General features: G+C 38.6%; 11 protein-coding genes. 9 read left to right on the plus strand and 2 right to left on the minus strand.

Annotation, left to right across the window (positions count from 1 at the left end):
• The first annotated feature begins 399 nt into the window (after window positions 1-399).
• From ACM0OP_RS09800 to ACM0OP_RS09810, 3 genes are all read left to right on the plus strand, one after another.
• Window positions 400-1,524 carry an iron-containing redox enzyme family protein gene (locus ACM0OP_RS09800; protein ID WP_414528220.1) on the plus strand — a complete coding sequence of 375 codons (1,125 nt, stop codon included), beginning with the start codon at window positions 400-402 and terminating at the stop codon, window positions 1,522-1,524.
• A gap of 184 nt (window positions 1,525-1,708) precedes the next feature.
• A complete protein-coding gene (locus ACM0OP_RS09805) occupies window positions 1,709-2,404 on the plus strand; it encodes a class I SAM-dependent methyltransferase (protein ID WP_414528221.1) in 696 nt (231 codons plus the stop codon).
• Window positions 2,405-2,540: 136 nt separating this feature from the next.
• Complete coding sequence (locus ACM0OP_RS09810) at window positions 2,541-3,740, plus strand: pyridoxal phosphate-dependent aminotransferase (RefSeq protein ID WP_414528222.1); 1,200 nt, start codon at window positions 2,541-2,543, stop codon at window positions 3,738-3,740.
• Here ACM0OP_RS09810 and ACM0OP_RS09815 read toward each other — a convergent pair.
• Complete coding sequence (locus ACM0OP_RS09815; RefSeq protein ID WP_414528223.1) at window positions 3,737-4,414, minus strand: SDR family oxidoreductase; 678 nt, start codon at window positions 4,412-4,414, stop codon at window positions 3,737-3,739. The two genes, ACM0OP_RS09810 and ACM0OP_RS09815, sit on opposite strands and share 4 nt — an antisense overlap.
• Window positions 4,415-4,691: 277 nt before the next feature.
• Between ACM0OP_RS09815 and ACM0OP_RS09820 the strand changes: the two genes are divergently transcribed.
• From ACM0OP_RS09820 to ACM0OP_RS09835, 4 genes are all read left to right on the plus strand, one after another.
• On the plus strand, window positions 4,692-6,449 hold the full coding sequence (locus ACM0OP_RS09820) for a WD40 repeat domain-containing protein (RefSeq protein ID WP_414528224.1): 1,758 nt from the start codon (window positions 4,692-4,694) through the stop codon (window positions 6,447-6,449).
• Window positions 6,450-6,647: 198 nt separating this feature from the next.
• On the plus strand, window positions 6,648-6,839 hold the full coding sequence (locus ACM0OP_RS09825) for a DUF2795 domain-containing protein (protein ID WP_414528225.1): 192 nt from the start codon (window positions 6,648-6,650) through the stop codon (window positions 6,837-6,839).
• A gap of 303 nt (window positions 6,840-7,142) precedes the next feature.
• A complete protein-coding gene (locus tag ACM0OP_RS09830; RefSeq protein WP_414528266.1) occupies window positions 7,143-7,337 on the plus strand; it encodes a hypothetical protein in 195 nt (64 codons plus the stop codon).
• Between the two features lie 56 nt (window positions 7,338-7,393).
• Window positions 7,394-8,527, plus strand: a complete 1,134-nt coding sequence (locus tag ACM0OP_RS09835; RefSeq protein ID WP_414528226.1) for an AI-2E family transporter — start codon at window positions 7,394-7,396, stop codon at window positions 8,525-8,527.
• Between the two features lie 11 nt (window positions 8,528-8,538).
• Here the strand turns inward: ACM0OP_RS09835 and ACM0OP_RS09840 are convergent, their stop codons facing one another.
• Window positions 8,539-9,903, minus strand: coding sequence for a response regulator (locus tag ACM0OP_RS09840; RefSeq protein WP_414528227.1), 1,365 nt, complete (start codon window positions 9,901-9,903; stop codon window positions 8,539-8,541).
• Between the two features lie 677 nt (window positions 9,904-10,580).
• Between ACM0OP_RS09840 and ACM0OP_RS09845 the strand changes: the two genes are divergently transcribed.
• Window positions 10,581-11,255, plus strand: a complete 675-nt coding sequence (locus ACM0OP_RS09845; RefSeq protein ID WP_414528228.1) for a vWA domain-containing protein — start codon at window positions 10,581-10,583, stop codon at window positions 11,253-11,255.
• A 54-nt stretch (window positions 11,256-11,309) separates the two neighbouring features.
• Window positions 11,310-12,101 (plus strand): PP2C family serine/threonine-protein phosphatase, encoded by a 792-nt coding sequence (locus ACM0OP_RS09850; RefSeq protein WP_414528229.1) that lies wholly within the window; start codon window positions 11,310-11,312, stop codon window positions 12,099-12,101.
• The last annotated feature ends 56 nt before the right edge of the window (window positions 12,102-12,157 follow it).

Genomic DNA, 12,157 nt, shown 5'->3' on the forward strand with positions numbered 1-12,157 from the left:
ACTTGGCCTGTGTAGTAGCGAATTATATTCGCCTAAAACTTTTAAAACATCCTCTCAGGGTTGGGGGTGGGGTTCTCAATAAGCAAGGAATTTAATCTGGGTAAAGTGCAAAGATTATAAAGTTTTATTGCAAGATTTAACACTTCTGGACAGTAGGATCAGGGTTTGGGATGACAAATTACCTCTTTATCCAAACGCTTATGTATACTAATTTTTGCCAGTTTTGCTATTATTAAGGCTCTTATTTTGGCTAAGGTATTAATGTCTAAACTTAATTTTTCTTTATGACCAGAGAAAGAGGTACATAAAGCTACAAATATGTAACTTTGTATATTAGAGATGAAACTAGTCTAATCTGTAGTCAAAGTCATCTAATATTCCCTACAAAGCAGTTTATTTATGTTCTCTAAATCTGGGATTGTAGAAAAAAGTTCGCCAACAAAAGAAAGAACAATTACCATATATAACCGTGCTGAACAGCAATTTATTGAACTGCTGACTACAGAGAATTTAGACAACATTGTGGAGGTAAAAGCGGCAAAAGTAAACGAATTTGAGCGGATACTCTGGACAGCGATTCGTGCTGCTTATCAAAACGAATATGATGATTGGCAAGCTCATCTTTTTCTCCAGAGGATACTTTATAGAATAAATCGGCTCAAGCTATTTTGGTATGATGATCTGCGACATTACACCAATGAGCGCTCACTTTACTTATGCTCATGCCGTAACCAAATTGAAGCTGCTTGGCAAAATTGGGAACTGGCGCAAATCAATGTGGTGGTATTACAACAACTGAACGTTAAACAAGCTTTAATTGAGCGCGCATCTGCTGATTTAGACCCCTCACTCTCAGAAGATAGTCGCTATATCCGAGAACAGATGACTGAAGCTGGTTATCGCCACTTGCTCAAGATTGCTTCTTTTGACGGTTTAGTGGAAGGTAGTCGTCTTGCCAGAATTTTAGGTGGTGCAGCTAATGAAATACAGTGTACCCTTGTACGGGTACTCTTGGAAGAATATGGCAATGGTCGCTTATCCCGCAAGCACTCCACATTTTTTGCTCAAATGCTGGCTGAGTTTGAGATGAATTGTGAACCAGAGGGGTACTTTGATTTAGTACCGTGGGAAGTTTTAGCTTGTGCTAATCATAACTTTTTACTGACTGAGCGCAAACGCGATTTTTTACGTTATGCCGGAGGGTTAACTTATTTTGAAGTTGCCGGGCCTGGGGCTTACAGAAATTATCTGGCAGCAGCCCAACGACTCAGATTTTCAGAAGCAGCTATGGGTTATTGGGAACTGCACATTAGAGAAGATGAACGCCACGGACAGTGGATGTTGGATGATGTGGCTTTGCCTTTAGCCGAACTATATCCCAATGATGCTTGGGAACTGATACTGGGTTACGACCAAGAAAAATTAATGAGCGATCGCGCAGCTAAAGCTATTCTGCAATCAATACATCAAGCAGAATCAACAGCTATACCTAAATGTTTCGACTTCGATCAACATCAAGGATAAATTACCCAAAACTGCACCTCATTTTTTGGCACTTTCAATTAAGCATATCTGCCTGACCTAAATAAAATGTTTTCGATTATTTTACATTTTGTTAGATAGTTAGATTTATTTTAGCTTATTTACTTAGCAATAGAAACTAATTAGTTTATATGCAGATTATACACTGTTCTTGAACTCAATTCACATGAAAGATATCTTTTTTTGTCCTGAAGAATCTAATTTTTACTCAAACTGCTTAGACACCTTTGTTCTAAACAATTGTAGAAATTCTGACTCTATAGTGGAATTTGGCTCAGGAGATGGTAGTCCCATGATCAATTCATTACTTAAAAATAAATTTGATGCGGTTATACATGGATTTGAATTAAATACCTTGGCATGGAAATTGGCAAATTCCAAAATTGATGAATATAATCTCGCTCATAAATATAAAATTTCTAATTCATGTTTATTTAATTCTTCTCAACCCAAAGCTGAATATCTTGTAGCAAATCCACCTTATCTTCCTGCGCCAGATCCAGATATTTATATGCCGCTATTATTTGGAGGTGTAGATGGAGCCACAGTTACCAATAATCTTTTATCACTAGGATATAAAAATGTACTAGTTTTAGTATCTAGTTTTTCTAATCCCACAAGTACAATTAAAATAGCCGCAAAAAATCATTATTTCGTGCATAATTTTATGGTTTTACCTTTAAAGTTTGGTCACTATAGTTCAGAGCCAAAAGTGAAAAAATGTATAGATAGCTTACGTCAAAAGAAAATGGCATTTTATTCGGAAAATCATTACTTTTTAGCTGGAGTTCTCTTTAGAAATTCCCAAGAATCTACAATTAACTTATCTAATGAACTAGCCCAAGTGATGACGAGTTTGTAAAACTTGATTTTTTGTTTCAGCAAGGTCTTAATTTTGTAGGATGAGTTCCAAAATTTCATCAAAACAGATATGCAAACATCACGCAGCAGTGATAAAATTGTCACAGCATGATTTTTTTACCCAAATCTGATTTAATATGGAATCCCTAACCTCTCGTATGCAGGCGGTACAATCGCCAATTATTCCTGTGGTTGGGGAATTAATTCAGAATCACCCCGGTACTATTTCTTTGGGACAGGGTGTCGTTGCATATAACCCACCGCCAGAAGCTATCGCAATTCTACCTGAGTTTCTCTCAGAACCTACTAATAATTTATACAAAGCCGTTGAGGGTATTCCGCCATTACTAGTAGCCCTGACGGAGAAGTTGCAAAGCTTCAATCATATTGATATTGCTGAAGATAACTGCATTGTGGTGACTGCGGGTAGCAATATGGCCTTTATGAATGCCATTTTAGCTATTACTTCCCCTGGTGACGAAATTATCCTGAATACGCCTTATTATTTTAATCATGAAATGGCGATCGCAATGGCTGGTTGTCGGGCAGTCTTAGTCGCCACAGATGAAAATTATCAACTACGTCCAGAGGCGATCGCCCAAGCAATTACCCCCAAAACAAAAGCTGTAGTCACAATTTCCCCCAACAATCCCACCGGGGTTGTTTATTCAGAAGCCGCATTACAACAGGTAAATCAAATCTGCGGTACTCATGGCATTTACCACATTAGCGATGAAGCCTACGAATATTTTACCTATAACGGCGTTAAACACATTTCCCCTGGGGCATTTAGAGGTAGCCGAAAACACACCATCTCATTGTATAGCCTCTCCAAAGCCTACGGTTTTGCGAGTTGGCGCATTGGCTATATGGTAATTCCCCAGCATTTATTTATTGCAGTTAAAAAAATTCAAGATACAATTTTGATTTGTCCGCCAGTAGTTTCTCAGTATGTAGCGTTAGGAGCATTACAAGCAAAGGCAGAGTATTTACATAAAAACATTGGGGCGATTGCAGAAGTCCGAGAAATCGTCATTGATGCCCTCAAACCCCTAGAAAACTTATGTAGCATTACTTATCCTAATGGTGCATTTTATTTCTTTCTCAAAATTCATACTGAAATAGATGCCTTTGAATTAGTCAAAAAATTGATTCAGCAACATCAAGTAGCAGTCATTCCCGGTACAACCTTCGGCATGGAAACAGGCTGTTATTTGCGCGTTGCTTATGGAGCATTGGCAAAAGAAACAGCCGCCGCAGGTATAAAAAGATTAGTCCAAGGTTTAGAGATGTTATTAGGTGGGGAGAATCTGAAACATTCCCCCATAGCTGATTAATCTAAATGAAATTCCACAAACTCTGGTTGTCCAGGAATCATATTTTTATCCACTGCCGACAAAGTTTTATGATCAGAATTGGCAGAATTTAAGCAGCGACAAACTAACTCAGCCACATCTGGGCGATGAATAGTCCCCACAACACCCGGATCTTCAGTTAAAATCCCATTCCCCGTTGCTGGTTCCGACTTTAACCCACCAGGACGAATAATTGTATAAGTGAGTCCACTAGCAATTAAATGTTGTTCCGCCTTGTCTTTTTCCACCAACACAGGCCCCAGAGTTGCTAAGGCTTGGGGAGGTAAAGCAGCAGCACTGTTACCAGTTCCAATGGAAGAAACCAAAATAAACCTTTGCGCCCCAGCCTTCATAGCCACATCAATGAGATTTTTGTTACCCAGGTAATCAGCTCTTTCACCTTCTGAAGGTAAGCCGCCAATAGTGCTAATAACTGTATGGATAGGTTCATCTGTCAGCATTGCAGTTTCCACATCGCTGATATTTAAAGCATCTCCCATCACAGTTTTCATCCCCAGCGCTGTGAGTTCAGCAACAGCAGTTTCATTTCTCAGCAACGCTTTTACCGGGAGATTTTGCGCTGATAACCGTTGGGCGATTTCTTTACCCACACCACGACTTGCACCTGCAAGGAAAATATAAGATTGATTTGTCATGATTTCACCTGAAAATAATTAATTAAAGTATGAGATGTATTCAGAAAACCTTGAAGTTTGACAAATATCTCATCACCAAGCTAGTTAAATTTTACCAATCAGTTCACTAGAGTCACCAATACTCATATAGGACTCCTATTTGATTTCTGATATAGCAGTAACCACAAGTGTTAGGAAAATTCCCCACTCCCTACTCCCCACTCCCCATCTACCTTGAGAAATTGTGTTTGATAGTTTACTTTAGATATAAAATATTGTTGTGTCGCAATCAACGCCAATGGATTGGATTAGCTTACTTAAAGCTCAACAAGCTGACTTTCTCCAACGTTTGAAAAAACCGAAAACCTATGATTTATTTTTGCTGGAAACTCCAGTAAAAGGATGTCACAGTGAGATATTTCAGTTTTCAGGTGAGATATTATCTGAAATTATGCGAAATTGCTCCCAGCAGGCTGAAATTGTGGCGAAAAATCCCCCACCATTACCACCAGAATATGATGATTACTTGATGATACCTTTTGCTAAATACTTCCAGACACAAGCAGAAGATTATCTTTTACGAGAAGCAATTGTCACTGCAATTATGGCTAAATGCTGGGGTAAGTTGGTGCAGAAGTTATCCCAGGACACTGTGGAAAATATGGTGTTAGATGATGAGGGCAATTTACGGGGCGAAAGTAAATTTACTTACCTGTTAACGGCTAATCCTCAGTTGAAAATTCAAGTTTATGCCGTAGATGGCGAAAGTATTAATAGTATTAGAAAAAATAAAGTTCGGTGGTCTGTTACGCAAGATGATTTAAAAAATTATCAAGTTTTAGTTTTTTTGTGTTTACTGCATCCATTTATAAGTAATGGCTGTAATCAAAAACCGTCTCTAATTGCTGGGTTTTTACCCACTAATCAAATAAAATTTGCCGAACCAAAACAGTATATTAATCCAGATGATTTGCTATATGCTGGGGGACTGAGTTGGTATTTACAATTATTGATTACGCAACAAGATTCACGGTTATTCGTATCAGAAAATCAGATATCTGCAACAGTTCAAACTTTGCCACCAGAACATCCCCAAAAGGCAGTGATTGCTGATTGGGAATGTTGGCAAACATTGTCAGGACATACTAAAGGCATTAATTGCCTGATTTTTACTTCTCGGTATAATAATGGTAAAACTTCACCTATTTTAGCAAGTGGTAGTCGTGGAGAAATCAAGTTATGGGATTTAACTAAGGGTGAATTAATCGAGACATTATCAGAATATCCTTGGGTGACATCTGGGGAAATTAATGAGGTTAATTCTTTAGCATTTAGTCCCGATGGACAAATTTTAGTCAGTGGTGGTGCAGATTCGACAATTAAGCTGTGGCACATTGGGGGATTAGATTTAATTGATATTCTGCACAAGCATCATGGTATGGTGCGGTGTGTGGCTTTTACTACCGATGGCCGGATGTTGGTCACTGCGGGAGATGATCGGAAAGTTTTGTTTTGGGATTTGATGCAGCGTCAGGTGGCGATCGCCCTATCATTAGATGATACAGCTGCTCATTCCCTAGCCATTAGTTCCAATGGGGAAACCTTGGCTACAGGTAGCTACCGCAAAATCAAAGTTTGGCAGACTTCACAACCCCAAAAGTGGGAAAATCTTAAAGACTCACCACCGTCATACAACTTCAAAGGTCATGGTCACATTGTCTCTGCTTTAGCTATCTGTGCAGATAATAACCTGTTGATTAGTGGTAGTTGGGATCACACAGTTAAAATTTGGGACTTGGAAACAGGTAAATTAATTCGTACTCTCACAGGCCATAAAGACCGAGTATATGCGATCGCCCTCAGTCCTGACCAACAAATTATCGCCAGTGGTAGCGCTGATCACAGCATCAAATTGTGGCATTTAGCAACCGGAGAATTGCTGGCTACATTTACAGGTCATAGCCATACAGTTACAGCCCTAGCCTTCACAGATTCCGGCGAGATATTAGTTTCTGCTAGTTGGGATAAAACAATTAAAATTTGGCAAAGAAGCTGATTAAAGACGCTTATAATGGTGTTTCTCAGCAAAAATTACCTCCTATAGCACCTAAAAATAGGTCTATTTGTACAGTATTTAAGTTGCGATGTATATGAAATCACAATAATTTTGATACTGAAGATGCAACCGCAGGTAGAGAATGAAAGATAGCGATCGCCAATAGCCTAGATATAACCCATTAAGAGAGGTTAGGTTATGGCAGTATCAGCAATTGACATTTCTAAAAGTCTCAGTGGTATCGATTTTCCCGCCAACAAAGAGGATTTAGTCAACCACGCTAGGGACAAAAAAGCCAACAAAGAGATCATTAACATCCTCCGAAAAATGCCAGAACAGGAATATACCAATATGGCAGATGTCGAACACGCCTTTGGTGAAGTTCAATAATTCCTGATGTATTAGGCAAAATTGTAGACTGTAAATAAGCGATGGCTCTGAGAATGGGCGATCGCTTTTCAATTTATCCTAAAATTGTTACTGCTTTAGCTAAAGATAAATTACTAGTCCGAAAACTCTACATCATGCTGACGCAGAATTTTCGGTAAATCTAAATCACAATCGTGAACACTTGTTGGACAGTTTCGCCTTCAGGACTTGCGGTTTTAATGGTATATTCAAATGCGATCGCTACCCACAACCCCTTGCTCAACAGATTGGGTATACCCAAAAAATATGTATTACCGTACTTTTATGCACAATAATCTCGGATTTGTCGTGAAATTGCTGATGCTGTCCGCCTTGCTATCTGTATTAATTAAGTACCTGGGACCGAATTTATCAATAGCCGCCACAGATGCTAATGCCTTAATTATTGTTTTATTACCAACTTTCATCATGGCGATCGCATTATATTGGAGATTTAACTCAGCACACAAACAAAACTAAGAGAAATTGCTAAAATCAGCTAACCTAATCTCAACTATATAGGTGGGGGATACTCTGTGAACCTTGGTCAATGGATTGGCTTAATCGCCATAGTTCTTTCCTTATACATCTTATGGCAAATTCGGCAAGTATTGTTACTGATGTTTGCCGCAGTCGTCTTAGCTTCCACCTTAAATCGGCTAGCCAAAAGGATTCAAGGCTTCGGGATGAGACGCGGTTTCTCTATTGTCATCTCCGTAGCAATTTTGTTCGCCGGAATTGTCAGTTTTTTCTGGCTAATCGTCCCACCCTTCGCCCAGCAATTTCAAGAACTCACATATCGAGTTCCCCAAGGCTTTGCGCGGTTTAACACTTGGATACAAAAACTAGAAACTTTAGTTCCTAACCAATTGGTTCCTTATATTCCTGACTTGAACGGTCTAATTGCACAAGCACAACCTTTCTTGAATCAAATATTAGGAAACTCATTCGCCTTTGTATCCGGTTCCTTAGAAGTAATACTCAAGATATTATTAGTCTTAGTATTAACAGGAATGTTCTTAGCCGACCCTCAAGCCTATCGGAGATTATTTATTCGCCTATTTCCCTCATTTTATCGTACCCGCATTGATGGCATTTTAGATCAATGCGAAATTGCACTAGAAGGATGGATTAAAGGTGCTTTTATTGCCATGAGTTTTGTGGGAATACTAAGTGTAATTGGCTTATCTGTTTTAGGAGTCAAAGCCGCCTTAGCTTTAGGAATTTTAGCCGGATTTCTCAACTTAATTCCGAACTTAGGCCCCACATTAAGTCTCATCCCAGCAATGGCGATCGCCCTTTTAGACACACCCTGGAAACCCCTAATAGTATTAATTTTGTACCTTGTAATTCAACAAATTGATGCTAACTTTGTTACTCCCACCGTCATGGCACATCGAGTCTCATTACTACCAGCAGTAACACTTATTTCCCAACTATTTTTCGTCACCTTCTTTGGCTTTTTAGGATTATTTTTAGCCCTACCCTTAACAGTAGTCTTTAAAATTTGGCTGCAAGAAGTCTTGATTAAAGATGTCCTAGATCAATGGGGTACTAGTCAAAACCAAGAAACTGAATTAGTAATCATTTCTCAATCCTCTTCCTCAGCTCCTCAAGCAGAACCAGAACCAGAAGCACAACTAGATACCATCATCCCCCAAGAAGAATAATCATCACCCTTTTAACTCAAATGCTGAAAAATAATCTTGTGTAATTCTAATTCCGTAAAAGGTTTCTTTAAATAACCCGATGCTCCTACTAATCTCGCCTTGACTTGATCTATAATTCCCCCATATCCCGTGATAAAAATTACCGGAGTATCTTTAAAACTTGCATTATTTCGTACAACCCGGCACAATTCATAACCATCAATTCCTGGCATATTTAAATCCAGTAAAATCAAATCTGGCTTGTGCCGAATAATCGACATTACAGCTTTAATAGGATCATTAATTTTCACCACAACACAACTATCACAGCCTAAAAAATGATCAATTTTTTTAAGAATTGTCGGACTATCATCTACAGAAACAATTTTATAGACTTTTTTAGTAGTTCCAGTAGCAGTCGTTACTCTTTCTCCAGTCCCATTTATGTTATTTGATATTGTTAGTCCCTGGATATTGTCTTTTGTAGGATGAGAAATATCTGGTAATTGCTCTACAGGAATATCAGCATAAACTCCGCTCCTCTGGTAATTCGTCTCCTCTGGTATATCTACTAAATTTGTTAACAGTAATTCCGTTGTATAAATAGAAGGTAATGACACATTTTGCACATTTTTTGGTAATTGATCATACGGTGGATCTGGTTCATGTAATATCACGCCACCTTGGATAATATAAGGATATAAACCGTTTGCTAATTCAATTTCATTTTGATTCATCATCGCCGCCAGATGACGTAAACTCAAACCCTTCATCCAACTAGATAAATGTGGTTCAATATCTGGAAAATCTCGACTATTAACCAGACTAGCACTCAACAAATATGGACGCTGGTAAGGTGAAGAAATATAAGGTGCGAAAGACAACCAATTATGCAATTGAATTTGACAGAATTTGATAAGTTTTTTAACATCCAACTTACAGATAGTTGATACCACTGTCTCCGAACCACTTAATGTAAAATTACCAGATTTAATTAACAAAAATGATTCCACCACTTCCTTTACCAACTCTTGAATCAGTAAAGTAGCTTGTTCAGCATTTAAATATCCTTCACCCATCAGCCATTCAATAGCTTGATATTCAGCAGGTTGCTGTTTATGATCACCATCATATTTCCCAGCAAACATTAAGCGTAATTGCACACAAGTTTCATGACTCACCCCTGGAATTTGATCACGCAGGTGCAGCAGATAGCGTTCTAGTCTGTCAAAAGGCGCTACAGAATGGGTCGCATAGATTATTGTCCCCTGCTGAAAGTAAATTGACCAGATGACACAATTACTAAAAACTTGTAAACACGCTGTATCATAACAACTGGATAAGTGTCTTAACAAACTCTGAGGACTTAATGCTGTGAAAGTGCCAAAAATATGCATATTTTGCCAGATTTACGAGATAAGATTCAGAATCCAGAATATACCTAAAAGTGGATTTTTATGCGGTAATTTGTCAGGATTTTAATATCTCTGTCAAAATAAAATTACTAACTTTTATCCATGTCCACATATAAAAATGTGAAATCACCCCCTACAAAAATGTTAAATTTTGGATTATCTAGACTGAAAAATATTGTTCAATCTATTTCCGCCAAAATTTTTGTGTTCATATTAGGAGGGAATGATGATTATCTATAGGACTCTAATTTGATTTATGTAAAATTAGCCTGCACTTGGCGGTCAAAATATCAGTATCATCGCAACAGTGTTTTTGCCACTCCCCAACTCCACCAACAAATCTAGAAATCAAAACAGATGACTATAAATGCAGAATTTCTCGCCTAAATTACCAAAAATATCCAGGATTAACAGTTTGATTTTTTAACAATAACCCAGGTCAGCAGTTAACCGACCAAGCCCTAAAGAAAAGGCAAATTAGGTATATATTCATGAATAAATGGTATATATAGATCATTTGCTAAAAGCTATCTTTTTCATAAAGATTGCATCAATTATGGCTAAACATTTATGTTTAGTCTTGTAAGCTCCGGAAACGGAAATATATACTTTGAAAAAAGGAAAATAAAGCATTGCAGTATAACATAACAGAAAAAGTTATGCACGATACCTTAAAACTGGATGAAATAGTTGAATTTGCTGAAAATCCTGAACCCCGTTGCCCTTGTGTACTATTGTTGGACACATCTGGCTCCATGCAAGGAGATCCCATAGAGGCATTAAATCAGGGTTTGCTAAGTTTGAAAGATGAATTAGTCAAAAATTCCTTAGCTGCCAGAAGGGTTGAAGTAGCCATTATTACATTTGATAGTAACGTCAACATAGTCCAAGACTTTGTGACAGCAGATCAATTTAACCCACCCATCTTGACCGCCCAGGGACTAACTACAATGGGTTCCGGCATTCATAAAGCATTAGACATGGTGCAAGAGCGTAAAGCCTTATATCGTGCTAATGGCATAGCCTACTATCGTCCTTGGGTATTCATGATTACAGATGGCGAACCACAAGGGGAATTAGATGATCTCATAGAGCAAGCAGCCCAGCGTCTGCAAGTAGAAGAAGCCAATAAACGCGTGGCATTCTTTACAGTAGGGGTAGAAAATGCTAACATGATGCGCCTAAATCAATTAGCCGTGCGGACTCCACTTAAACTGAAAGGACTAAACTTTATTGAGATGTTTGTGTGGTTATCAGCCAGTATGTCAGCAGTGTCCCATTCCCAGGTAGATGAACAGGTAGCATTACCACCCATTGGCTGGGGAACTATTTAATTTCTGAGCTGATGCACGGCTGAGAAACAGACAGCTCGCTGCTTTGAAAAATCTATGAACACAAAATTAAAACAGATATCTCATTGGCGAGTAGTCGCCGCATCTGTATGTGGTACAAGTCACATCAGGAACCAGCAGCTGTGTCAAGATGCTCACCACTGGCAGATACTACCCGGTAATGTATTAGTAATCGCTGCTGCGGATGGTGCTGGTTCAGCCAGTCAGGGAAAAATCGGTGCTATGGTCGCTGTAGAAACAGCCATTGAAAATCTAGCCCTTCAAGAAATTACCAGAGAATCCCTTGCAGATGATGCTATTGTGCAGTCACTATTGCATGATGCCTTAATAGCGGCCAAAAAAGCAGTAGACGATGAAGCCCTAGCTTGTAGCAAACAGCCTCAAGATTTAGCAACTACCTTAATTATTATGGTTGCCACACCAGAAATAGTAGGAGTTGTACAAGTTGGTGATGGTTTAGCAGTAGCCAAAGATCATCAGGGTAACTTGCTGGCACTAACAATACCTGACAATGGTGAACACATCAATGAGACAACTTTTTTAACTTCGCCGGATGCCTTAAATACAGCACAAATGAGAATATGGCGCGAATCCATAGTTAATATTGGTGTCCTCACCGATGGACTACAAATGCTGGCTTTAAACATGGTAATTGGTGAACCCCATAAACCATTCTTTTTTCCCTTATTCGACTTTGTAGAAAATGCCGAAGATCAGACATTAGCCCATGAGCAGTTGGTGAGGTTTTTAGGTTCTGAGCGAATTACCCAACGTACTGATGATGATCTGACACTGATTTTAGCTGGGTTTAAAAGTGCTGAGTGCTGAGTCAAGAAACTATTTGAAATGTGGCTAACTTTTGATGATTTTTATTCTCAGAAATG

This window comes from Nodularia chucula CCY0103, from assembly GCF_963923915.1.
In the GTDB taxonomy this organism is placed as follows: domain Bacteria; phylum Cyanobacteriota; class Cyanobacteriia; order Cyanobacteriales; family Nostocaceae; genus Nodularia; species Nodularia chucula.

Bases quoted from the DNA above. Each gene is read 5' to 3' on its own strand.
- ACM0OP_RS09850 (WP_414528229.1), top strand. From the start codon at position 11,310: ATGAACACAAAATTAAAACAGATATCTCATTGGCGAGTAGTCGCCGCA.
- ACM0OP_RS09830 (WP_414528266.1), top strand. From the start codon at position 7,143: ATGCACAATAATCTCGGATTTGTCGTGAAATTGCTGATGCTGTCCGCC.
- ACM0OP_RS09825 (WP_414528225.1), top strand. From the start codon at position 6,648: ATGGCAGTATCAGCAATTGACATTTCTAAAAGTCTCAGTGGTATCGAT.
- ACM0OP_RS09840 (WP_414528227.1), bottom strand. From the start codon at position 9,903: ATGCATATTTTTGGCACTTTCACAGCATTAAGTCCTCAGAGTTTGTTA.
- ACM0OP_RS09810 (WP_414528222.1), top strand. From the start codon at position 2,541: ATGGAATCCCTAACCTCTCGTATGCAGGCGGTACAATCGCCAATTATT.
- ACM0OP_RS09845 (WP_414528228.1), top strand. From the start codon at position 10,581: ATGCACGATACCTTAAAACTGGATGAAATAGTTGAATTTGCTGAAAAT.
- ACM0OP_RS09805 (WP_414528221.1), top strand. From the start codon at position 1,709: ATGAAAGATATCTTTTTTTGTCCTGAAGAATCTAATTTTTACTCAAAC.
- ACM0OP_RS09800 (WP_414528220.1), top strand. From the start codon at position 400: ATGTTCTCTAAATCTGGGATTGTAGAAAAAAGTTCGCCAACAAAAGAA.
- ACM0OP_RS09815 (WP_414528223.1), bottom strand. From the start codon at position 4,414: ATGACAAATCAATCTTATATTTTCCTTGCAGGTGCAAGTCGTGGTGTG.
- ACM0OP_RS09820 (WP_414528224.1), top strand. From the start codon at position 4,692: ATGGATTGGATTAGCTTACTTAAAGCTCAACAAGCTGACTTTCTCCAA.